Source organism: Polynucleobacter sp. JS-JIR-II-b4, assembly GCF_018687815.1.
Lineage (GTDB): Bacteria > Pseudomonadota > Gammaproteobacteria > Burkholderiales > Burkholderiaceae > Polynucleobacter.
In genome coordinates, this window is the sequence record NZ_CP061306.1 from 192,976 (window position 1) to 215,025 (window position 22,050).

Consider the following 22,050-nt stretch of genomic DNA (forward strand, 5'->3'; position numbering starts at 1 on the left):
AAGGATGAGTCAATATAGCAAAGTGGCATTTCTCAAGCTATAGCCATGGAATAAAGGTCTGTCATCCCTCTTGTTTATTTATGTGAGAATCACTTGATATGGCTTCCATACCAACCCCTTTGAGCTCAAATGGCGCTAACTACTGTGTTATTGCGGCACCTTTTGGGTGTCTGGGCATTTCGACGGAAATGGTGGAGGGCAGCCTGATGCTTTCTAGAATGGATTATTTGCCCGCCAATACAGCTTTAATCGCCCCACAAAATCAACTGGCTAAAGAGGTTGCGCGACAGTGTAAGGCTTACTTTCAGGACCCTCATTGGCAATTTGACTTACCCACAAAACCTGCGGGTACTGAGCACCAAAGAAGAGTGTGGGCTAGCATTCAAGAGATACCCGCCGGCCAGACAAGAACCTATGGTGAATTAGCCAAGCAGATTCAGAGTGGGGCGCGTGCAGTCGGTACAGCGTGCGGAGCCAATCCCTACCCCTTAATTGCACCTTGTCATCGAGTGGTATCAGCCCAAGGTATTGGTGGCTTTATGAAAGAAAACTCCCCGGGCCTATATCGCCAAATTAAGCTCTGGCTTTTAAGACATGAAGGTGCTCTATAAACTTACTTATTTGGCGAGCGATCTACTGCTAAGGCTAAAAAAGATCTTCATTACCATATCGCTTTTAACGGCCCACTTTGTAAAGCTGTAGAAACTCATGACGGTGCTTCTGGAAAGCTTTACTTCATCTTTACTGTCGAATTCTTTGCGATCTACAATCTTTGACAGAGTCATTACCGCTAAGCCAAAAGCCAAAAAGCAAAAACGTCTCATGCCCAATTCCTGTTTGGGAATCAACAGAATGTAATTCAGAGAATCTTGGAGCTTTTGATAGGCAAGCTTTAGAAGGGCTTCATGACTAACATTGATCGGCTTCCAGGAGACGCCGCGGGCTTTATCCTCTGGGGAGTCTTTGAGAATGTTGGTCATTTGCAGCGCTTGACCAAATGCGATTGCCAAATCTTCATGCCCCGCCATTTTTTCTTTAAAAGCCTGCGAATGATTGCTGAAGATGGTTGTCAGTAGTTCTCCAACTACGCCAGCCACGACATAGCAATATTGTTCAAACTCGGCAAGATCTTGAAGGCCAGCCTGGTTTTGTCTTCCATGGAAAAAGGACATTCCTTCAGACATGATAGAAACGCAACGACTGACGGCTGCTTGATCCTGGGTAGAACAGGTATGCAAAATTCGCAGAACAGTGGGTGTATGAGAAATTAAATCCAACTCATCTTGATTGCGGTAATTTTTTAATGCATTGAGACAAGGCGCAACAAATGTCTCAACTGGAGCCTTCTCAAGCACTGCATCCAAAAATAGCGCCGAAAGAGATTGCTTGCTTTGGGTGCTTAAATCTGCGGCATCCTCGATGGTGTCAATAATGCGACACAGCAAATAGGTATTGCCAACGACCTTCTCGATACTCGGGGGTAGCAGTGGGATGGTGAGGGCAAAAGTACGTGAGACAGATCCTAGAATGGCCTTTTGGTAGGCCAAATCGTTAGTTGGGCTCAATGTCGGGGTTTGCTCAGGTGTTCTCACTCTTGAATTATGTCAGACCGATGCTCTCAGTGGAGCGATCCAAATTGGTACTTTTTACTAACTACCAAAAGTGACATAGCCATATAATTTCATCAAATTTCACAAGGAGTATTCGGGCGTGCTAATTTGGTTTGTCATCATTTACTGGGTTATCTCAGTTGGCATTGGCTTGTGGGCAGCCCTGCGAGTCAAAAATACTGCTGACTTTGCTGCAGCTGGTCATAGCCTTCCTTTGCCGATTGTGACTGCTACAGTATTTGCGACCTGGTTTGGTTCTGAAACCGTTTTAGGGATTCCGGCCACTTTTCTAAAGGAGGGCTTGGGGGGAGTGGTTGCAGATCCCTTTGGTTCCTCTCTTTGTTTAATTTTGGTGGGACTCTTTTTTGCTCGCCATCTTTATAACCGTCGCATGCTTACTATTGGTGATTTTTTTCGCGAGAAGTATGGCCGCACGGTTGAGGTTTTAGTAACCCTTTGTATTGTTGTTTCTTACTTGGGTTGGGTAGCTGCACAAATTAAAGCTCTAGGGTTGGTATTTAATGTTGTCTCTGAAGGAAGTATTTCTCAAACAGGCGGCATGATGATTGGTGCTGCTAGCGTATTGATCTATACCCTCTTTGGCGGGATGTGGTCGGTTGCTATTACAGACTTCATCCAGATGATCATCATCGTGATTGGTATGCTCTATATCGGCGGTGAGATGACCTCACAGACTGGTGGAATTGGGGTAGTGATTGAGCATGCAGCCGCTGCTGGCCAATTTAGTAACTTCTGGCCGGATATGAATTTGGCTTCGATTTTGGGCTTTGTTGCTGCCTTATGCACCATGATGCTGGGATCTATTCCGCAGCAAGATGTCTTTCAACGAATTACCTCATCTAAGAATGTGAACATTGCCGTTCAAGCAGCTTTGCTAGGCGGCGTGCTTTACTTTATTTTTGCTTTTGTACCGATGTATTTAGCTTACTCAGCAACCTTGATTAGCCCGGATTTGGTCAAGGAATACCTCACCACCGATCCACAGATGATCTTGCCTAAGTTAATCCTTAACCATGCACCACTTATTGCCCAGGTGATGTTCTTTGGCGCACTCCTCTCAGCCATTAAGAGTTGTGCCAGCGCAACCTTATTAGCGCCATCAGTTACGTTTGCTGAGAATATTGTGCGAGGTTTTTTCAAGCATTTATCTGATCAGGATTTGTTAAAAGTCATGCGGATTACGGTTTTGTGTTTTGCAGTAGTGGTCACTTTCTTTGCGGTGAACTCCGAGCTTTCTATTTTTAAGATGGTGGAGAGTGCCTATAAAGTGACGCTGGTTGCTGCATTTGTCCCACTAGCGTTCGGGGTGTACTGGCCTAGGGCTAACTCCTTGGGGGGATTGTTGGCTGTAGTGGGAGGCTTAACCATCTGGATCAGTTGCGAGACTTTAGCTCCGAATGCCATTTTGCCACCCCAATTGGCCGGCCTATTTGCCAGTATTGCCGGCATGATTTTAGGTAGCCTTGTACCGAAAGACTCATTAAAAGCTGTTTAGAGCGAGATTTGCTGAAAATTGATGCAATTAAGAAAATATTGCACCGCAAAATGTTCTCCTCTAATATGACAGTAATACAAAATTTTTTATTCTTATGGGGTTCCTATGAAAATCTGTGTAATCGGCGGGGGTGGCGCTATTGGCGGCTACTTAGCTGTCATGTTGGCGCGAGCGGGCAATGAGGTAACAGTTGTTGCTCGTGGCGCCACTTTGGCTGCAATTAAAGAACGTGGCTTGGCCTTAATTATGGATGACCAACCAGAGCCTTTGGTTGCGCAAGTGAAGGCGGTAGAAAAAATTCGTGATGCCGAGACTCCTGATGTTGTGATTCTCGCGGTGAAGGCTCATCAAGTGGAGCCGATCATTGATGATTTGGCGGCCATCATGGGCCCCGAAACTATTTTGATCCCAATGCAGAACGGAATTCCTTGGTGGTATTTCCAGAAGTTGGGTGGCGAGTATCAAGATCATTCAGTGGAAACGGTAGATGCTGGTGGTATCGCTAAGAACGCTATTAACCCAGACAACATTATTGGTTGCGTTGTCTATCCAGCAACCTTCACTCAAGCTCCTGGCGTGATTCGTCACGTTGAAGGTAATCGTTTCCCATTGGGTGAGTTGGATGGCAAGACTACGGAGCGCATTCAGAAAATATCCGAGATGATGGGCGCGGCTGGATTCAAGTCTCCTATTTTGGATGACATCCGCTCCGAAATTTGGCTCAAGCTTTGGGGCAATATGACTTTCAATCCAATTAGCTCGCTGACACATGGCACCTTGGAAGGTATTTGCCAATATCCATTGACCAAAGAGTTGGCTCGCAACATGATGGCTGAAGCTCAGACCATTGCCGAGAAGCTAGGCGTTACATTCCGCGTGGATATTGAACGTCGTATTGCTGGTGCTGAAAAAGTCGGAAAGCACAAAACCTCGATGTTGCAAGATTTGGAGGCTGGCCGGAGCTTAGAGATTGATGCTTTGTTAGGATCAGTGATAGAGCTGGGCAAGATCACCCAGACTCCAACACCTTGTTTAAATACTGTATTTGCTTTGACCAAATACTTGGATGAAAACGTCCAGGCTTCTAAAGGAAGCTTGGCATTGCCATCGGTATCGGGCTACTAAAAAAGTAAAGTTTTTCCAAATAAAAAACCCTTGCTACTGAACATAGCAAGGGTTTTTGTTTTAGCACTAGAAGTTATTCGAAGTATTACTCGAAGTGATTATCTAGTTGGCCAACGCCATCAATAATAATGCTGACATTGCTGCCAGGCTTCATGGAACCAACACCAACGGAAGTACCGCAAGCAATGATGTCTCCAGCCTCGAGTGGTACATCTTGAGAAATTAAGCTCACCAATTTTGCGGGCGAAAAAATCATATCTGTAATTGGATAATTTTGACGCTCTTGATCATTGAGAATGGTTTTGATCGTTAGCTTACTCGGATCGACATCGGTAGTAATGTAAGGGCCGAATACGCCAAAGGTATTGAAACTCTTAGAGCGAGTCCACTGTGCATAACCAGGATCGCGGTTCAGGATTTCAATCGCGGTGACATCATTGATGCAGGTATAGCCAAAGATGGCTTTAGCTGCTTCCGCCTCATCGACCTCATGACAGCGCTTGCCAATCACAATACCCAGCTCTCCTTCGTAAACTACTTTTCCGGCGTAAGACTTCGGTGTGCGAATCACTTGCTTGGCTGCTAAGAAGGAGTTATTTCCCTTGAGAAAGTACAAAGGCTCTGCCGGTACGGCATGCTCAAGCTTCGTTACCAGTGCATGGAAGTTATCGACCATGGCAACCATCTTGGAGGGAGTACATGGGATATCAATCGTTACATCAGCAAGCTTGAGGGTTTCACCGGTGGCTTTGGGTCCCTGAAATAAATCACCCTCATACACTGCGATTTGGTCGCCCTGTACTTGTCCCAAACTACTTTTTCCTTGATGTTGAAATCTAAGCCACTGAGCCATAATGAGTTCCTATGAGGTTAAATATTTGATATGCAATATCTTACAGGGATGGATTGATGTCTAAGACTTCTGAGCTCATATTTGCACCAGAACAGGATCAGCCGATTCGCTACATGGATCGCACTCGCAGCTACTACTTGGGTTTGGGCTATGAGAATCCGTATGTATGGGCTCACTATGTTGATGTGCCATTTACTCCGCTGAAAAAGCCACTTGCGCAATCTGTCTTGGGTCTCATTACTACCGCCGTTCCTCATGACCCCAGTAAAGGACCTCAAGGCCAGGGCGCTCCTTACAATGCTGCAGCCAAGTTTTATCAGCCCTATCAACAGTTGAGCGCAGGAAGTATCGATTTACGAATTGCCCATGTGGGGGTTGATCGCAAGAATGCCAATATGGAAGATATCCATTGTTGGTTCCCGCTGGACGCCGCTAAACGAGCGCTTGCAGCTGACAGAATAGGTGGGCTTTCAGCAAACTTCTATGGCTTGCCTACTAATCGGAGTCAGCGTCACACATTGGAGATGGACGCGCCTCGTATTTTAGAGATGCTGAAAACTGATGGTGTGGATGTAGTGGTATTAATTCCAAACTGTCCGATATGCCATCAGAGTCAAAGTTTATTGGCGCGTTATTTAGAGGCCGCAGGAATTTCAATAGTCGTGATGGGCGCCGCTAAAGATATTGTTGAGTATTGCGGAGTGCCACGACTTTTATTTAGTGATTTGCCATTGGGTAATGCGGCTGCAAAACCAAATGATGTGCCTTCTCAGGATTTGAATTTTGAGCTGGCCTTGCGGCTTCTGGAATCGGCTCCTGCAGCCCGCACAACAGTTCAATCTCCATTGGTATGGTCAGAAGATCCATCGTGGAAATTAGATTATTCCAATCTAGATCAGTTATCACCGCAAGAAATTGCACGCTTACGTGAAGAGGCAGAGCAAGTACGAATTACTGCACGTGAGCTCCGAGTCAATACTTTAGGAGCTTAAGTTTGTCTCGTTAGAGAGTAGGCGCATAGAGCCTCTAGCGCTGCGCTGGCTTCGTTTGCCGGGAAGTCTTTGAGGCAAGCCAAGGCGAGGTCTGCCTCACGTTTTGCTGCTGCTTGGGTGTAATCCAGGGCGCCAGAATTTTGGACGGCAGCAAGGATTTGTGCAAACACATCGTCTGGTAAATCTTGGTTTTGCTCGATTGCTGCGCGCACTAAAAGACGCTCTTCGTTACTACCATTTTCTAGTAAATAAATTAGTGGGAGCGTAGGTTTGCCTTCCCGTAAATCATCACCAGCATTTTTTCCCATCTGTGCAGCGTTGGCAGTGTAGTCCAGCAAGTCATCCATCAACTGAAAAGCGGTACCGATATGACGTCCAAATGCAGCGGCTTGTTCGCGTTGTGCATTGGTGGCATTAGCCAGGATGGCGCCAAGCTCAGTAGAAGCCTCAAAGAGCTTCGCTGTCTTGTAACGAATGACCTGCAAATAGCTCGCTTCGTCTACTTCTGGGTCATTCATATTGAGCAGTTGCAAAACTTCGCCTTCGGCAATCGTATTGGTTGCGTCTGACAGAATTTGCATGACTCGAAGGTCATTTGGGCCGACCATCATTTGAAAGGCTCTGGAATACAAGAAGTCGCCCACTAGAACGCTGGCCGCATTGCCAAAAGCCGCATTGGCAGTCTCGCGCCCCCTCCTGAGGGTAGATTCATCGACCACATCATCATGAAGCAGGGTGGCGGTGTGGATGAATTCGACTACGGCTGACATTTCCAGGGTGTGGGGCGTTTCTTTGCCATTGGCTAGGGCTTTGGCCACCAGCATCAGTAGGGCGGGTCTGACCCGTTTACCCCCGGCCTGGATGATATAGGTCGAGATTTGGTCAATTAAAGCGACTTTTGAGGCTAAACGCTGACGAATAACCTCATCTAAAGCCTTGAAATCTAAGGTAATTGGGGCCAGAATTTGGCTTAAGTCATTGGTTTTGACAGTGCTCGTCATGCAAGATATAATAATGGGCTTAGCTGGTCCAGGGTGGATTAGCTTAAATGTAGATATTAATTGAGGTTTCAAACCATGTACGCGGTCATAAAAACCGGTGGCAAACAATATAAAGTTGCTGCAGGCGAAAAATTGAAAATAGAACAGATACCAGCGGAAATCGGCAGCGAAATCACTCTTGACCAAGTCCTCGCCGTTGGCGAAGGCGCTTCACTGAAGTTGGGTGATCCATTGGTTAATGGTGCAGCTGTGATGGCCACTGTCGTCTCCCAGGGACGTCACGATAAAGTGACAATCTTTAAGATGCGCCGTCGCAAGCATTATCAAAAGCACCAAGGCCATCGTCAGAATTTCACTGAAATTTTGATCAACACGATTAAAGCCTAATTCAGGGTAGGAGAAAGATATGGCACAGAAAAAAGGCGGCGGCTCAACACGAAATGGCCGCGACTCAGAATCGAAACGTTTAGGCGTTAAGGTATTTGGCGGCGAGCATATTAATGCTGGCAGCATCATCATTCGTCAACGTGGCACACGTGTTCATCCAGGTGCTAACGTTGGTATTGGTAAGGATCACACTTTGTTCGCCTTGATTGACGGACAAGTGGAATTCGGCGTTAAGGGTGCTTTGAAGAAGGCCCAAGTTTCAGTCTTGCCTCGTTCATAAGGTAGCCTGACTGAGACACGTTTGATTCAGATTTATTCCGAATTTAACTCTTAGGAACAGGCCTCGCTAAGCGAGGCCTTTTTTATTCATGAAATTTATAGACGAAGCACGTATCGAAGTGATTGCCGGGCAGGGTGGTGCCGGGAGCGCCTCTATGCGCCGCGAAAAGTTCATTGAATTTGGCGGTCCTGATGGTGGAGACGGCGGCAAAGGCGGTAGCGTTTGGGCAATAGCCGATCGCAACATCAATACCCTGATTGATTACCGCTACGCAAAAACACACACTGCAAAAAATGGTGAGCCTGGTCGTGGCGCCGATTGCTATGGCCGCGCTGGTGACGATATCGAGTTACGGATGCCGGTTGGCACAATCATTGCCGACTATGAAACTGGTGAACCCATTGCTGACTTAACTACTCATGGTGAGCGCCTATGTTTGGCGCAGGGCGGTGTTGGTGGTTGGGGCAATATTCACTTTAAGAGCAGTACGAATAGAGCGCCACGCCAAAAAACAAATGGCAAGGAAGGTGAACGTCGTAAGCTCAAGCTTGAATTAAAAGTATTGGCTGACGTCGGTTTATTGGGTATGCCTAATGCGGGTAAATCTACCCTGATTACTGCAGTTTCGAATGCGCGTCCAAAGATTGCGGATTATCCATTTACCACTTTGCATCCAAATTTGGGTGTAGTGCGTGTGGGAGCTGAGCGCAGTTTTGTGATTGCCGATATTCCTGGTTTGATCGAAGGTGCGGCTGAAGGCGCCGGTCTGGGTCATCGCTTCTTGCGCCATTTGCAGCGTACAGGTGTATTGCTGCATTTGGTCGATATTGCTCCATTTGATGCGAATATTGATCCAGTGGCAGATGCTGTAGCGATTGTGAATGAATTGCGTAAGTATGATGAAGCTTTGGTTGAGAAGCCGCGTTGGCTAGTCTTGAATAAAGTAGACATGATTCCCGAAGAAGATCGCAAGCAAGTAGTTGCGGACTTTATAAAGCGCTTCAAGTGGAAGGGCCCAGTCTTTGAGATCTCAGCCTTAACAGGCCTAGGGTGCGACAAGCTTTGCTATTCTTTGCAGGATTATTTGGATTCTGTACGTCGTGACCGAGATGATGCTGATGAGCGCGCTCAAGATCCACGTTATCAAGATCAGCTAGAAGATAAAAAACCAGATTAAATATTTCATTTGCCCTTTGCTATGAACGCTAAAAAAACTCAACGGATTGTTGTCAAAGTAGGATCTAGCCTAGTTACTAATAATGGTGAAGGCTTAGATCATGCTGCGATTGCGATGTGGGCTGAGCAAATGGCTGGGCTATTAAAAGCTGGTCATGAGGTATTAATGGTGAGCTCAGGTGCTATTGCTGAAGGTATGCAGCGCCTGGGTTGGACTAAGCGCCCGCAAGAAATTCACCAACTTCAAGCCGCTGCGGCAGTTGGTCAAATGGGTTTAGTTCAGGTTTATGAAAGCTGTTTTGCACGCTTTAATCTCCGCAGTGCTCAGGTCTTATTAACCAATGCAGACTTGGCTGACGCTGAACGTAATGCTAATGCTAGAGCTACCCTCAATACTTTGTTGAAGTTGGGTGTAGTTCCCATCATCAATGAGAATGACACTGTAGTAACCGATGAAATTAAATTCGGCGATAACGATAGCCTTGCTGCTTTAGTAACCAATTTAATTCATGCGGATCTTTTGGTGATTTTGACTGATCAAGGCGGCCTATTTACTGCGGATCCACGTCAAAATCCAAATGCCACCTTGCTTGTGGATGCTATTGCGGGAGATCCTGCTTTAGAAAAAATGGCAGGCGGTGCTGCTAGTGAGCTCAGTAAGGGCGGCATGTTGACTAAGGTGCTAGCAGCAAAGATTGCCGTGCAAACCGGTGCGGCAACAGTGATTGCCTCTGGGCGCGAACCCCATGTGCTTACTCGCTTAATGGCGGGCGAGAAAATAGGCACCTACTTGAGCGCCAACTAAGCGCCAAGTGCGTAGACCGCAACTTTTTATTGAATACCGATTGAATTGGTTGGCTTTTGCCCGCCAATAAAGCCATTGGGGTTGAGAGAATGCAAAATGGTTTTGATGTTCTTTTCTTGAGAGTTGAAGTTGCAAAAAGCGCCTTGAGCTAATGAGGCCTGATAGCGATTGGGTATATCGCTTTGAATATTTTTCCAACTACCCAAAGGATTTTCTTTCCAAACACCGCTCTCTAGGGTGCCATAGAGACGCCACTGAAATGAATCACAGCGAATACCTTCGTATTGAGTTTGTTGGCTTCCGCTTGGGCTGCTAATAACAACGATATATCGTGTGATGCCATCTGCGCCAATCAATATCGAATCGGTATCCACGGCAAATTTAAAGATGGTGCGTTGAGAAACGTAAAAGGGTAACAGGGTAGATTGGTTTGGGGGGTTCAGGGGCATAGCAGTTGTCCCTTCTTTAAACACCATGGGTGCAAAAGGATCTACGCCACTAATGAGCGCATCTCCACCGCATGCAGATAATGCTAGGCCGAGGATTGCGGTGCAGCACGAGAGGTAAAGGCGCTTTAGGGAAGTGGTCATGTGGATTGGTCGTTTGGGTTGCCATCTTTCGGGTGTTCGTGAGTACCACCGTAAAAAGACTGAATTAAATCAAGAGGAGATCCCCAGGCAAGCTGCTGCATGCGTACGCCGCGGGATAGGAAACGCGCTAATTCTGAAAGCGCAAGTTGATAAACTTCACGTTTAAAGCCAATGACGGCGTCTAGCTGAATCCAGAATGGTACCCAGCGCCAAGCATCGAATTCAGGATGTTCAGAAGCGCGTAGTTGGATATCGCTATCTAGGCCCACTAGACGCAAGAGAAACCAAATTTGTTTTTGTCCGCGATACGCAGCCCTGTGGACCCTAGTGGCATGTTGACGGCGCAAGTATTCCTCAGGGACGTCGTAGCGAAGCCAATCCCTGGTGCGTCCAATAATTTGGACATGCTCCGGCAGTAAGCCAACCTCCTCTTGCAATTCGCGGTACATAGCCTGTTCAGGGCTTTCACCATGCTGAATCCCGCCCTGCGGGAACTGCCACGAATGCTGCCCAACGCGTTTTCCCCAGAAAACCTCGTTACGGCTGTTGAGGAGGACAATGCCGACATTCGGGCGATACCCTTCACGGTCAAGCATGATCGTGCCTCAAATCCTTTAAAATCAACGATTTGATTATATCCATACATGAAAGCCTCACAATCATTTCTCGCCACGCTAAAAGAAGCCCCCTCCGACGCTGAGGTGGTTTCGCACAAACTTATGGTGCGTGCAGGTTTAATTCGTAAGCTCAGCGCAGGCATTTACAACTATTTGCCGCTGGGTTTGAAAGTGATCCGCAAGGTGGAAAACATCATTCGCGAGGAAATGAATCGTGCTGGCGCAATTGAATTGCTAATGCCAATGATTCAGCCTGCTGAATTGTGGCAAGAGACTGGTCGTTGGGAAAAGATGGGGCCAGAGTTGCTGCGTATCAAAGATCGCCATGATCGCGATTTTTTGATTCAACCAACTTCTGAAGAGGTCATTACTGATTTGGCTCGCAATGAAGTGAAGAGTTACAAACAACTACCAATCAATTTTTATCAAATTCAAACCAAGTTCCGTGATGAGCGTCGCCCACGTTTCGGCATCATGCGTGGTCGCGAATTCAGCATGAAAGATGCTTACTCATTTGATCGCGATGTTGAGGGTCTCAAGAAATCCTATCAAATCATGTTTGATGCTTATACCCGTATCTTTAAGCGTATGGGCCTTCAGTTCCGTGCTGTAACCGCAGACAATGGAGCGATTGGTGGTTCTGGCAGTCAAGAGTTCCACGTGATTGCTGATACTGGTGAAGATGCGATTGTGTATTGCCCTAGTTCTGATTACGCAGCAAATTTAGAAGCTGCCGAATCATTGGCTTTGATTGCTGCTCGTGCTGCTGCATCTGCTGCGATGACCAAGGTGCCAACGCCCGATAAGACGAACTGTGCTGATGTGGCTAAGTTCTTAAATATTCCTCTTGAAAGCACCGTAAAGTCTTTGCTGTTTGCTGCTGATCAAGATGAAGGGCCAGCAAAACTCTTTATGTTGTTGGTGCGCGGTGACCATGAGCTTAACGAAGTCAAGGCAAGCAAAATTCCAGGTATGGCGGAATCACGCTTTGCTACTGAGGCAGAAATCAAACAAGCTTGTAATGCGCCAGCAGGTTATTTAGGTCCTGTTGGAGTCAGCGCTGATGTGACGGTTGTTGCTGATCGCACCGTTGCCAATATGGCTGACTTTGTTTGTGGCGCCAATGAAGCTGGTCATCACTTGACTGGTGTGAATTGGGGTCGTGATTTGCCTGAGCCTTTGGTGCTGGATATTCGTAATGCGGTGATCGGTGACCCTTCGCCAGATGGCAAAGGGGTTGTGGATATTTGCCGCGGTATTGAAGTCGGGCACGTATTTCAATTGGGCACTCGTTATTCGGAAGCAATGGGTTGCACTTACTTAGATCAACAGGGCAAAGCTCAGCCAATGGTAATGGGTTGTTACGGGATTGGTGTTACTCGTTTGCTTGGTGCTGCCATTGAGCAGGGTCATGACGAGAAAGGCATTATCTGGCCAATCTCAATGGCGCCGTTCGAGGTGGTCATTTGCCCAATGGGTTACGAGAAATCAGAAGCAGTTAAAGCCGCATGCGATCAGTTGCATGACGAGCTATTAGCGGCTGGAATTGATGTGATTCTGGATGATCGCAATGAGCGCCCAGGCGCGATGTTTGCTGACTGGGAACTGATCGGAGCACCATTCCGTGTAGTGATTGGTGATCGCGGCTTGGCAGATTCTCAAGTGGAATTTAAGGGTCGCACTGATACCGAGTCTCAGAACATCCCGCTAAATGACATCAAAGCAAAAGTGATTGCTGCAGTTCAGGCAGCAAAGACCTTAGTTAATTAATTATTTTTTAAAGAGCCCGCCAATACCCTTGGCGGCTCCTTTTGCAGCCATGCTTGCCATGGTGCGCGCCATTTTTCCACCCTTGAATTGCTTCATCATGGTTTGCATTTGCTCGAACTGAGCTAGCAGGCGATTGACCTCTTGAACTTCTACGCCGGAGCCGGCAGCAATGCGACGCTTGCGACTGGCTTTAAGTAATTCAGGCTTTCTGCGCTCGCGAGGAGTCATGCTATCAATAATGCCGCGCATACGCGTAGTTTGTTTATCTGCATTACTGAGATTTGCTTTTGAGGCAGCTTGTGCCATTTGGCTAGGCAACTTGTCCATCAGGCTAGCCATGCCACCCATCTTTTGCATTTGCATGAGTTGATCTCGAAAGTCTTCTAGATCAAACCCGCCTTTAGAAATCTTGCTGGCTAATTTTTCTGCTTTGGCGACATCAACGTGTTGTTGAGCCTGCTCAACCAGAGCCAGAATATCGCCCATGCCCAAGATACGGTTGGCCATGCGTTCGGCATCAAATACCTCTAGACCATCCATCTTCTCGGCAACGCCGATAAATTTGAGCGGTACACCAGTTACTTGACGTACTGAGAGGGCCGCACCGCCGCGAGAGTCGCCATCCAGCTTGGTGAGGATCACACCAGTTAGTGGCAGGGCGTCGTGGAAGGCTTTGGCGGTATTGACAGCATCTTGTCCCAGCATGGCGTCAACTACGAATAAGGTTTCGATTGGATTGAGACTGGCATGCAAGGTCTTGATTTCTTGCATGAGTGCTTCATCAATGCCAAGACGTCCTGCGGTATCCACAATCACCACATCAAAGTAATGGCGGCGCGCCCAATCTAGGGCGGCTACAGCGATGTCATTTGGTTTTTGACTAATATTGCTCGGGAAAAACTCAGCGCCAACCTGCTTAGTAACAGTTTCTAATTGCTCAATCGCAGCGGGACGATAAACGTCACAAGAAACAGTCAGAACTTTCTTTTTCTTTTTCTCTTGTAGCCACTTAGCGAGTTTGCCGACAGATGTCGTTTTACCCGCACCCTGTAAGCCCGCCATCAAGATCACTGCAGGAGGCTGGGTTGCTAGATTGAGTTCGCCACTTTGATTGGTATCGCCCGTCATGACTTGGGCGAGCTCACGTTGAACTACGCCAACCAGGGCTTGTCCAGGACTAAGGCTTCCAACCACTTCCTCGCCAAGGGCTTTAAATTTAATTTGTTCCAGCAAAGACTTGACTACCGGCAGCGCTACGTCAGCTTCCAATAGGGCCAAGCGGATTTCCCGCAGCATTTCTGCGGTATTGGCTTCGGTGAGGCGGGCCTGCCCCCGCATTGTTTTAACAACGCGTGATAGACGGTCGGTGAGGTTTTCTAGCATTTATCGATTAGACTTTCCAGATGGATATTTTAGGTTACTCAAGTTACGGATGGCTCCCTTCCGCACTTTATTTAGCGCTTTTGCTGGTTTTGAGCTTCAAAGCCAAGAGCGGCGTGGAGTCTAGGCTCTCCAGCGCTCTGGTGCAGGCTGCTATTTTTGTGATTTTGGTGATTCATGGGGTGCAATTGCATGACTCAGTTTTCACTCCCCAAGGCTTTGTATTTGGGTTTGCGCAAGATTTATCCTTGATTGCTTGGGTTGGCCTAGCCTTTTATTGGTTCCAGTCTTGGTTTTTGCCTATCTCGAGCTTACGTTGGATGGCCTTAATGTTTGCGCTCATTTGCGCATTTCTGCCGACTGTTTTTCCAGGAACCTTGATTTCACCTAAAGCGGTTTCGGATCCTTGGTTTAAGGGGCACTTCGTGGTGGCTACTGTCTCAGTGGGCTTGCTGAGTCTGGCGGCGATGCATGCCATGCTCATGAGTGTTCAAGATCGCGCGTTGCATCGTCAGTTGGCAATCATTCCTAATGGCCGCCTTGCTCATTGGTTGGAGGATCTACCTCCGCTCATGACGATGGAGAGTCTTTTGTTCAATTTGCTTTATGTTGGTTTTGCGCTTTTGAGTTTGACAGTCTTCTCAGGCCTACTCTTTTCGCAAACCCTGTTTGGCAAACCTTTAATGTTTGACCACAAAACCATTTTTGCTTTGGTCTCCTGGTTTTTGTTTGCCGGTCTTTTGATAGCGCGTTGGCGAGTGGGGCTGCGTGGCAGAGCAGCTATTCGTTGGGTATTAAGTGCCTATACCGCTTTGTTGCTTGCATATGTCGGCAGTCGTTTTGTAGTTGAAGTGATTCTTCAGAGAGCTTAACCATTGTTTAAGTGGCTTCTATTGTTTGCGGGTGCCAGCCTTGTTTACCTTTGGATTAAGGGTAAGAAGCAAGCACAGTTCAACGCAGAAAATTCTCCTAAACCCAATAAAAATAAGCCTGAGAGGCCTACTGCACCTGAGGTAATGGTGCAATGCCAATCCTGCAAAGTGCACCTTCCTCAGTCAGAAGCCTTTACTTGCGATGACCGTTTTTATTGCTCAAAAGCACATCTTCATGCTCTCGATTCGAAGGGGTGGGTTGGTGATGCGCAATGGAGAATGTCACCTAACCAAGACGCTAGACCAGAAAATGTTATTCCTGATTTAGTTGTGATTCATCACATTAGTCTTCCGCCAGGCGATTTCAAAAATCAATCGTCTAGTCAGCATATTGTTGATTTTTTCCAAAACAAGCTGGACCCAAATGCGCATCCTTATTTTGCGGAGATTGCAGACCAAAAGGTATCCAGCCATTTCTTGATTGCCCGCTCTGGAGATTTAATTCAGTTTGTCTCTACACAGAACAAGGCTTGGCACGCTGGTGTTTCATCATTTTTTGGTAGAGAAAAGTGCAATGACTTTTCGATTGGTATTGAGATGGAGGGGGATGGAGATTCGCCATTTGAAGATGCTCAGTATCAAGTCTTGGTAAATCTCATTCAGAAATTGGCAGTCACATATCCTCATTTGCAATTTGCAGGACACAGCGACATTGCGCCTGATCGCAAAACGGATCCTGGAATGTATTTTGACTGGAAAAAGTTCCAAAAAGAGACAGGCATTCTTCCTGAACGACTACCTTTTGGTCTAAGCCCTCGATAGTCTTCCTTTTGTATGTGAGCGTGCGCTTACTTTTTTAGCCTTTGTCTAAAACGGGCCAAAAAATTCGCACCAAAATGACCCCAAAATAAGTGGAAAACTTAGTAAAAGTACTAATAAATATTTGTCATAAATGGCTTACCAATTATCAAATATTTCCCTATACTTAGTGCCTAATGCGCTTCAAGACACTAGATGTAGTGTTTGAATCTAGCAATACCCCATTGTTTTTTAACGATATTTTGTCCAAATAACTATATAAATACGCAGGAGCAACATGACATACGCTAATCCACAGACAGCAGGCCAACCAGCTGGAGCGAATAACCCAGGAATGAGTCCTGCAGGGGCGGTAAACCAAGCTCCTTCTGCCAGCTTTGTGGCTGGTGGTGTTGGTGGCACCCAGGCAACCCAATTGTCTGATTACAAAATTATTCGCCGTAATGGTTCGGTTGTAGCATTTGAGCCATCCAAAATTGCGATTGCAGTAACTAAGGCATTTTTAGCGGTTAATGGCGGACAAGGTGCTGCATCAGCACGTGTTCGCGAACAAGTAGAGCAGTTGACTCACTCTGTTGTGCGCGCATTGTTGCGTAGCCGCCCAAATGGCGGAACTTTCCATATCGAAGATATTCAAGACCAAGTTGAATTGGCTTTGATGCGTAGTGGTGAGCACAACGTTGCTCGTGCTTACGTTCTCTATCGTGAAAAGCGCAATCAAGAGCGTGCTGCTCAGCAAGAAGTTTCCCAAGAGGTTCAAACAGCCAATCAGGCTGGTGAGTCTGGTATCAAAGTAACCGATAACGGTGTTGAGAAGTGGCTTGATATGGCTGCTTTGCGCACTGTGATTGAGGCAGCTTGCGAAGGTTTGGGTAATAACATTGATGCAACACCAATCATTACTGAAACCATCAAGAACTTGTACGACGGTGTACCAATGGCGCAGGTATATGACTCTGCTATTTTGGCTTCCCGTACTTTGATTGAAAAAGATCCTGCATACAGCCAAGTAACAGCGCGTATCTTGATGCACGTGATTCGTAAAGAAATCTTTGGTAAGGAAGTATTGCAAGGCGATACGCAAGCTGAATACAGCACTTACTTTGCGAAGTACATCAATGAAGGTATCTCTGCTGAGTTGCTGGACCCACGCATGCGTGAGTTTGACTTGCCACGCTTGGCTGCAGCCTTGAACGCCAGCCGTGACTTGCAGTTTAACTATCTTGGCTTGCAAACTTTGTATGACCGCTATTTCTTGCATATTGAAGAGCGTCGTATTGAAATGCCGCAGGCTTTCTTTATGCGCGTTGCAATGGGCTTGTCTTTGAATGAGATGGATCGCGAACGTCGTGCAATCGAGTTCTATGAAATCCTGTCTACATTTGATTTCATGTCCAGCACACCAACCTTGTTCAACTCGGCAACTACTCGTCCACAGCTTTCTAGCTGCTACTTGACGACTGTAGATGATGATTTGGATGGAATTTACGAAGCATTGAAAGAAAATGCTTTGTTGTCTAAGTTTGCTGGTGGTTTGGGCAATGACTGGACTAACGTTCGTGCGTTGGGAAGCCATATCAAAGGTACTAACGGTAAATCACAGGGTGTTGTGCCATTCTTGAAAGTGGTAAACGACACTGCAGTTGCTGTGAACCAAGGCGGTAAGCGTAAGGGCGCAGTTTGTGCCTACCTGGAAACATGGCACTTAGATATCGAAGAGTTCTTGGAATTGCGTAAGAACACTGGTGACGACCGTCGTCGTACCCACGATATGAATACCTCAAACTGGATTCCTGACTTGTTCATGAAGCGTGTCATGGAAGGTGGCGATTGGACTTTGTTCTCGCCATCCAACACTCCAGATTTGCATGACAAATTCGGTAGAGCATTTGAAGAGGCTTATGTTGCCTATGAGCAAAAAGCGGATCGTGGTGAATTGAAGCCATTCCGCCGTATTCCAGCGCAACAGTTATGGCGCAAGATGCTTGGCATGTTGTTTGAAACAGGTCACCCATGGATTACTTTCAAAGATCCTTGCAACATTCGTAGCCCACAGCAGCATGTCGGTGTAGTTCACTCATCTAACCTCTGTACTGAGATCACCCTCAATACAAACGAGACTGAGATTGCGGTTTGTAACTTAGGCTCTGTGAACTTAACTGCTCACATGACAACTGATGCCAACGGCAAGATGACTTTGGATCATGAGAAGCTCCAAAGAACTGTTCGTACTGCAATGCGTATGCTCGATAACGTGATTGACATCAACTACTACGCAGTAGCTAAAGCGCGTAACTCTAACTTGAAGCACCGTCCAGTGGGCATGGGCATCATGGGCTTCCAGGATTGCTTGCATATGCAACGCATTCCTTATGCGAGCGATGAGGCTGTGAAGTTTGCTGACTCTTCAATGGAAGCGGTTTGCTACTACGCATACCAAGCATCCAATGAATTGGCTGAAGAGCGCGGCGTTTACAGCACCTACAAAGGTTCCTTATGGGATCGTGGCATCCTCCCACAAGATTCAGTAGCGATGTTGGCAGCTGAGCGCGGCGGTTATGTAGAGGTGGATAACTCCTCCACTATGGACTGGAGCGGTTTGCGTGCAAGCATCAAGCAGCACGGTATGCGCAACTCTAATTGCGTAGCGATTGCCCCAACAGCAACGATTTCAAACATTATTGGTGTTTCAGCTTGTATTGAGCCTACATTCCAAAACTTGTTTGTGAAATCCAACCTTTCAGGCGAGTTCACAGTGGTAAACGAGTACTTGGTCCGTGATTTGAAGGATCGCGGTCTTTGGGATGAAGTGATGATTGCTGACTTGAAGTACTTTGATGGCACTTTGTCCAAAATCGACCGCATTCCACAAGATTTGCGTGATTTGTATGCAACTGCTTTCGAAGTGGAGCCAAGCTGGTTGGTTGAAGCTGCTTCACGTCGTCAGAAATGGATCGACCAAGCTCAGTCACTCAACATCTACATGGGTGGCGCTTCCGGTAAGAAATTGGATGACACTTACAAATTAGCTTGGTTACGTGGCTTGAAGACAACCTATTACCTCCGCACAATGGCTGCAACTCACGTTGAGAAATCAACCGTTGCTAGTGGTCAGTTGAACTCCGTTTCTAGCGGTGGTGGCGTAAATGGTACAGATGCGGCAGCCGCACAAGAAGCTGATGGCCCAGTTTGCACAATGCGCCCAGGTGATGCTGGTTTCGAAGAATGTGAAGCATGCCAATAAGCGATTTGCTTATTGGTCAGAATAGAAGAATTAGGAGAAAGTTATGTTGAATTGGGAAGAGGAAGTCGCTCCGGCACTAGCCAAGGCGAATCTTGCACCGCAACCGGTTGCAGTAGAGCCGCAGCGCCCACAGGTAGATCAGGTTGCTCAAGTAGCTCCTCAAGTTGTTTCTGCTGCCCCAGCGCAAGCTGCTGCAGTTGGTGGTGCTGCCTTGCGTGTCAATGCCGCTGACAAGCGCGTTATTAATGCCAAGACTGACGTTAATCAGTTGGTTCCTTTCAAGTACAAGTGGGCTTGGGAGAAGTATTTAGCCGGTTGTGCAAATCACTGGATGCCACAAGAGATCAATATGAACCGCGATATCGCGCTTTGGAAAGATCCGAATGGCCTGACAGAAGATGAGCGTCGCATCATCAAGCGCAATCTGGGTTTCTTTACGACTGCAGATTCTTTGGCAGCAAACAACATTGTTTTGGGTACTTATCGCCACATTACTGCTCCAGAATGCCGCCAATACCTATTGCGCCAGGCTTTTGAAGAGGCAATTCACACCCACGCGTACCAATATATTGTGGAATCTTTAGGCTTAGATCAGGCTGAAATCTTCAATGCGTACAACGAAATTGAATCCATTCGCGCCAAAGATCAATTCTTAATTCCCTTTATTGATGTTTTAACTGACCCGAATTTTCAGACTGGCACATTAGAAAACGATCAAAAGTTGCTCCGATCACTCATTGTTTTTGCTTGCGTGATGGAAGGTTTGTTCTTTTATGTTGGTTTTACGCAAATACTTGCAATGGGTCGTCAAAACAAAATGACGGGCGCTGCTGAGCAGTATCAATACATCCTTCGCGATGAGTCTATGCACTGCAATTTTGGCATTGATTTGATTAACCAAATCAAGCTGGAGAACCCGCAGCTATGGACTTCCGCGTTCAAAGACGAGATCAAATCCATCTTCGAAAAAGCAGTCGAATTAGAGTACCGTTATGCCGAAGATACGATGCCTCGCGGAGTGCTCGGATTGAACGCCCCGATGTTCAAAGGGTACCTAAGATACATCTGTAATCGTAGATGTTTGCAAATAGGACTTGACGCGATGTTCCCAAATGAAGAGAATCCATTTCCATGGATGTCAGAAATGATTGATCTTAAGAAAGAAAGAAACTTTTTTGAGACACGCGTTATTGAGTATCAAACTGGCGGTGCGCTAAGTTGGGAGTAGTAAGCAGTAAGTAAGCGCATAGCCGGCTAAATTGGAGATTAGACGGTTGGATAGTTTAAGAAGTCAGCAAAAACAGACTCAAATCCGAAAACCCTTGCTCAAGGGTGTCTGGGCTATTCTCCCCATTTTTTCCAGCACATTTAAGAAGCCGTTGTCCTTTGGGACCACGGCTTTTTTTCCAGGATTCATTAGCGTGCAGCACCTAGCATCAAGCCGCGCGCCGATGAATGGCTCGCTCGTCAGATCCAAAAGGTTGCAAAACCAGGCGGAAATGAGTGGTCGGGTCTTCTTAATGTAGTTTGTACTAATCCTCACGTGAAGGAGTATTAATATGGCAATCGCCAAGAAAAAACCTGCTGCAAAGAAACCAGCTGCTAAGAAAAAAGTAGCTGCTAAGAAGCCTGCTGCTAAAAAAGTAGCTAAGAAGCGTCCTGCTGCTAAAAAAGCTGCTGCTAAGAAGCCTGCTGCTAAAAAAGTAGCTAAGAAGCGTCCTGCTGCTAAAAAAGCTGCTGCTAAAAAGCCAGCTGCTAAAAAAGTAGCTAAAAAAGTTGCAAAGAAGCGCGTAGCAAAAAAAAAGTAAGTAAGCCTGCTGCGAAGAAAGCGGGCTCTGCTGTAAAAAAGCCCGCGGCTAAGAAAGCTGCACCAGCGACTAGTGCGTTGAATCCTGCCGCTGCTTGGCCCTTCCCAACTGGCACACGTCCTTAATTGGACGGGTGTTACTAGAAGGGGTCTCTCACGAGACCCCTTTTTTTATTTCCAGATTGAGAAATGAGTAAACCTAGGCGCCCTAGGCTGTTTTTACTTAGAAACTAAAGCCGAATGCTGCTTTAAATTGCTCTGCGATCTGATCTTTGCTGAGTTGGTGATTTTGTGGTCCCTGATGGGTAATTTTGATTGAACCCATCAAGCTAGCAAGTCGACCGGTGGTATCCCAGTCCATGCCATTTTCTAAACCAAACAGCAATCCACCGCGGAATGCATCTCCGCAACCTGTTGGATCTACTACTTTTGCAGCTGGTACTGGTGGAATCGCGATCACCTTGCCATCAACATAAATATCAGCACCCTCGGCGCCTTTGGTAACGATGAGCGCTTTTACTCGCTCAGCTACTTTGGCCAAACTCAATCCCGTTCTTTGAGAAAGCATCTCTCCCTCATAGTCATTTACTGCCAAGTAGCTGGCGATATCGATCAATTCCAAAAGCTCGGGACCATTAAACATTGGTAAACCTTGGCCCGGATCAAAGATAAAGGGAATATTGGCGTCAGCCAGTTGATGGCAGTGCTCCCACATCCCTTGGCGACCGTCGGGTGCAACAATTCCTAATTTCGCTGGACCCTTAGCGTTCTTGCTACGCTCAGCCACAACGGCGGAGACTTGGTTAAGGTGGGATTCACCCATAGCACCCGGATGGAAAGCAGTGATTTGGTTATTGGCTTGATCAGTGGTGATCATCGCTTGCGCAGTAAAGGCTTGATCGATCTGGCGAATATGGCTTGCATCAATTTTGAGTTGCTCAAGGCGACTTAAGTAGGGCGCAGCATCACCACCCACTGTAGCCATGATGATCGGATCGCCGCCCAAAAGATTGAGGTTGTAGGCAATATTGCCAGCGCAACCGCCAAATTCACGGCGCATAGTTGGTACCAAGAAAGCTACATTCAGAATATGAATCTGCTCAGGCAGGATTTGATCGGCAAATTTGCCTTCAAAGTTCATGATGGTGTCGTAGGCAATGGAGCCACAGATCAAGCTAGCCATAAATTACTTTCTTTATAAAAATT

Annotated in this window: 20 protein-coding genes and 1 pseudogene; 14 read left to right on the forward strand and 7 right to left on the reverse strand. The window is 46.8% G+C overall.

Features of this window, described 5'->3' with window-relative positions; translation table 11 throughout:
* Positions 1–206: 206 nt before the first annotated feature.
* Positions 207–611, forward strand: coding sequence for a methylated-DNA--[protein]-cysteine S-methyltransferase (locus ICV90_RS01065; protein ID WP_251367756.1), 405 nt, complete (start codon positions 207–209; stop codon positions 609–611).
* A 6-nt stretch (positions 612–617) separates the two neighbouring features.
* Here the strand turns inward: ICV90_RS01065 and ICV90_RS01070 are convergent, their stop codons facing one another.
* Entirely contained in the window at positions 618–1,565 is a 948-nt protein-coding gene (locus ICV90_RS01070; RefSeq protein WP_251367757.1) for a squalene/phytoene synthase family protein, read from the reverse strand.
* A gap of 145 nt (positions 1,566–1,710) precedes the next feature.
* On the opposite strand from ICV90_RS01070, the gene ICV90_RS01075 reads away from it, so the two are divergent.
* Positions 1,711–3,126 carry a sodium:solute symporter family protein gene (locus ICV90_RS01075; RefSeq protein WP_215358937.1) on the forward strand — a complete coding sequence of 472 codons (1,416 nt, stop codon included), beginning with the start codon at positions 1,711–1,713 and terminating at the stop codon, positions 3,124–3,126.
* A 105-nt stretch (positions 3,127–3,231) separates the two neighbouring features.
* Positions 3,232–4,251, forward strand: coding sequence for a 2-dehydropantoate 2-reductase (locus ICV90_RS01080; RefSeq protein WP_215358939.1), 1,020 nt, complete (start codon positions 3,232–3,234; stop codon positions 4,249–4,251).
* A gap of 85 nt (positions 4,252–4,336) precedes the next feature.
* Here the strand turns inward: ICV90_RS01080 and ICV90_RS01085 are convergent, their stop codons facing one another.
* Positions 4,337–5,104, reverse strand: coding sequence for a fumarylacetoacetate hydrolase family protein (locus ICV90_RS01085; protein ID WP_215358941.1), 768 nt, complete (start codon positions 5,102–5,104; stop codon positions 4,337–4,339).
* A 56-nt stretch (positions 5,105–5,160) separates the two neighbouring features.
* On the opposite strand from ICV90_RS01085, the gene ICV90_RS01090 reads away from it, so the two are divergent.
* Positions 5,161–6,096: a reductase gene (locus ICV90_RS01090; RefSeq protein WP_215358943.1), complete on the forward strand. Its 936-nt coding sequence runs from the start codon at positions 5,161–5,163 to the stop codon at positions 6,094–6,096.
* Here ICV90_RS01090 and ICV90_RS01095 read toward each other — a convergent pair.
* Positions 6,093–7,097 carry a polyprenyl synthetase family protein gene (locus ICV90_RS01095; RefSeq protein ID WP_215358945.1) on the reverse strand — a complete coding sequence of 335 codons (1,005 nt, stop codon included), beginning with the start codon at positions 7,095–7,097 and terminating at the stop codon, positions 6,093–6,095. The two genes, ICV90_RS01090 and ICV90_RS01095, sit on opposite strands and share 4 nt — an antisense overlap.
* A gap of 75 nt (positions 7,098–7,172) precedes the next feature.
* On the opposite strand from ICV90_RS01095, the gene rplU reads away from it, so the two are divergent.
* The 4 genes and pseudogenes from rplU to proB all read left to right on the forward strand — a co-directional run.
* Positions 7,173–7,484, forward strand: coding sequence for a 50S ribosomal protein L21 (gene rplU, locus ICV90_RS01100; protein ID WP_011902040.1), 312 nt, complete (start codon positions 7,173–7,175; stop codon positions 7,482–7,484).
* Between the two features lie 19 nt (positions 7,485–7,503).
* A complete protein-coding gene (gene rpmA, locus ICV90_RS01105) occupies positions 7,504–7,764 on the forward strand; it encodes a 50S ribosomal protein L27 (RefSeq protein ID WP_011902041.1) in 261 nt (86 codons plus the stop codon).
* Positions 7,765–7,852: 88 nt separating this feature from the next.
* Entirely contained in the window at positions 7,853–8,941 is a 1,089-nt protein-coding gene (gene obgE, locus ICV90_RS01110; protein ID WP_215358947.1) for a GTPase ObgE, read from the forward strand.
* Positions 8,942–8,962: 21 nt separating this feature from the next.
* Positions 8,963–9,739: pseudogene (gene proB / locus ICV90_RS01115) on the forward strand (glutamate 5-kinase); the annotation flags it as partial.
* Positions 9,740–9,771: 32 nt separating this feature from the next.
* Here proB and ICV90_RS01120 read toward each other — a convergent pair.
* Together ICV90_RS01120 and ICV90_RS01125 are read right to left on the reverse strand one after the other, a co-directional pair.
* Positions 9,772–10,335, reverse strand: a complete 564-nt coding sequence (locus ICV90_RS01120) for a CNP1-like family protein (protein WP_215358951.1) — start codon at positions 10,333–10,335, stop codon at positions 9,772–9,774.
* The gene (locus tag ICV90_RS01125) at positions 10,332–10,931 is read right to left on the reverse strand and encodes an RNA pyrophosphohydrolase (protein ID WP_215358953.1); all 600 of its coding nucleotides are present in this window, start codon (positions 10,929–10,931) and stop codon (positions 10,332–10,334) included. Before ICV90_RS01125 ends, ICV90_RS01120 begins: the two co-directional genes overlap by 4 nt.
* 48 nt (positions 10,932–10,979) lie before the next feature.
* On the opposite strand from ICV90_RS01125, the gene ICV90_RS01130 reads away from it, so the two are divergent.
* On the forward strand, positions 10,980–12,722 hold the full coding sequence (locus ICV90_RS01130) for a proline--tRNA ligase (protein ID WP_215358954.1): 1,743 nt from the start codon (positions 10,980–10,982) through the stop codon (positions 12,720–12,722).
* Here ICV90_RS01130 and ffh read toward each other — a convergent pair whose 3' ends face one another.
* A complete protein-coding gene (gene ffh, locus ICV90_RS01135; protein WP_215358956.1) occupies positions 12,723–14,105 on the reverse strand; it encodes a signal recognition particle protein in 1,383 nt (460 codons plus the stop codon).
* A gap of 20 nt (positions 14,106–14,125) precedes the next feature.
* On the opposite strand from ffh, the gene ICV90_RS01140 reads away from it, so the two are divergent.
* From ICV90_RS01140 to ICV90_RS01160, 5 genes are all read left to right on the forward strand, one after another.
* The gene (locus tag ICV90_RS01140; RefSeq protein ID WP_215358959.1) at positions 14,126–14,974 is read left to right on the forward strand and encodes an inner membrane protein YpjD; all 849 of its coding nucleotides are present in this window, start codon (positions 14,126–14,128) and stop codon (positions 14,972–14,974) included.
* A 21-nt stretch (positions 14,975–14,995) separates the two neighbouring features.
* The gene (gene ampD, locus ICV90_RS01145) at positions 14,996–15,796 is read left to right on the forward strand and encodes a 1,6-anhydro-N-acetylmuramyl-L-alanine amidase AmpD (RefSeq protein ID WP_256441487.1); all 801 of its coding nucleotides are present in this window, start codon (positions 14,996–14,998) and stop codon (positions 15,794–15,796) included.
* Positions 15,797–16,127: 331 nt separating this feature from the next.
* Complete coding sequence (locus tag ICV90_RS01150) at positions 16,128–19,037, forward strand: ribonucleoside-diphosphate reductase subunit alpha (protein WP_371743880.1); 2,910 nt, start codon at positions 16,128–16,130, stop codon at positions 19,035–19,037.
* Positions 19,038–19,080: 43 nt separating this feature from the next.
* Positions 19,081–20,265 (forward strand): ribonucleotide-diphosphate reductase subunit beta, encoded by a 1,185-nt coding sequence (locus ICV90_RS01155; RefSeq protein ID WP_215358963.1) that lies wholly within the window; start codon positions 19,081–19,083, stop codon positions 20,263–20,265.
* 331 nt (positions 20,266–20,596) lie between these two features.
* On the forward strand, positions 20,597–20,845 hold the full coding sequence (locus ICV90_RS01160) for a hypothetical protein (protein WP_371743853.1): 249 nt from the start codon (positions 20,597–20,599) through the stop codon (positions 20,843–20,845).
* Between the two features lie 222 nt (positions 20,846–21,067).
* Here the strand turns inward: ICV90_RS01160 and ICV90_RS01165 are convergent, their stop codons facing one another.
* The gene (locus ICV90_RS01165; protein ID WP_215358965.1) at positions 21,068–22,027 is read right to left on the reverse strand and encodes a carbohydrate kinase family protein; all 960 of its coding nucleotides are present in this window, start codon (positions 22,025–22,027) and stop codon (positions 21,068–21,070) included.
* Positions 22,028–22,050: the final 23 nt, after the last annotated feature.

Bases quoted from the DNA above. Each gene is read 5' to 3' on its own strand.
- ffh (WP_215358956.1), bottom strand. From the start codon at position 14,105: ATGCTAGAAAACCTCACCGACCGTCTATCACGCGTTGTTAAAACAATG.
- ICV90_RS01080 (WP_215358939.1), top strand. From the start codon at position 3,232: ATGAAAATCTGTGTAATCGGCGGGGGTGGCGCTATTGGCGGCTACTTA.
- ICV90_RS01160 (WP_371743853.1), top strand. From the start codon at position 20,597: ATGGCAATCGCCAAGAAAAAACCTGCTGCAAAGAAACCAGCTGCTAAG.
- rpmA (WP_011902041.1), top strand. From the start codon at position 7,504: ATGGCACAGAAAAAAGGCGGCGGCTCAACACGAAATGGCCGCGACTCA.
- ICV90_RS01085 (WP_215358941.1), bottom strand. From the start codon at position 5,104: ATGGCTCAGTGGCTTAGATTTCAACATCAAGGAAAAAGTAGTTTGGGA.
- obgE (WP_215358947.1), top strand. From the start codon at position 7,853: ATGAAATTTATAGACGAAGCACGTATCGAAGTGATTGCCGGGCAGGGT.
- ICV90_RS01150 (WP_371743880.1), top strand. From the start codon at position 16,128: ATGAGTCCTGCAGGGGCGGTAAACCAAGCTCCTTCTGCCAGCTTTGTG.
- ICV90_RS01090 (WP_215358943.1), top strand. From the start codon at position 5,161: ATGTCTAAGACTTCTGAGCTCATATTTGCACCAGAACAGGATCAGCCG.
- ICV90_RS01130 (WP_215358954.1), top strand. From the start codon at position 10,980: ATGAAAGCCTCACAATCATTTCTCGCCACGCTAAAAGAAGCCCCCTCC.
- rplU (WP_011902040.1), top strand. From the start codon at position 7,173: ATGTACGCGGTCATAAAAACCGGTGGCAAACAATATAAAGTTGCTGCA.
- ICV90_RS01065 (WP_251367756.1), top strand. From the start codon at position 207: ATGCTTTCTAGAATGGATTATTTGCCCGCCAATACAGCTTTAATCGCC.
- ICV90_RS01165 (WP_215358965.1), bottom strand. From the start codon at position 22,027: ATGGCTAGCTTGATCTGTGGCTCCATTGCCTACGACACCATCATGAAC.
- ICV90_RS01155 (WP_215358963.1), top strand. From the start codon at position 19,081: ATGTTGAATTGGGAAGAGGAAGTCGCTCCGGCACTAGCCAAGGCGAAT.
- ICV90_RS01140 (WP_215358959.1), top strand. From the start codon at position 14,126: ATGGATATTTTAGGTTACTCAAGTTACGGATGGCTCCCTTCCGCACTT.
- ICV90_RS01120 (WP_215358951.1), bottom strand. From the start codon at position 10,335: ATGACCACTTCCCTAAAGCGCCTTTACCTCTCGTGCTGCACCGCAATC.
- ICV90_RS01095 (WP_215358945.1), bottom strand. From the start codon at position 7,097: ATGACGAGCACTGTCAAAACCAATGACTTAAGCCAAATTCTGGCCCCA.
- ICV90_RS01125 (WP_215358953.1), bottom strand. From the start codon at position 10,931: ATGCTTGACCGTGAAGGGTATCGCCCGAATGTCGGCATTGTCCTCCTC.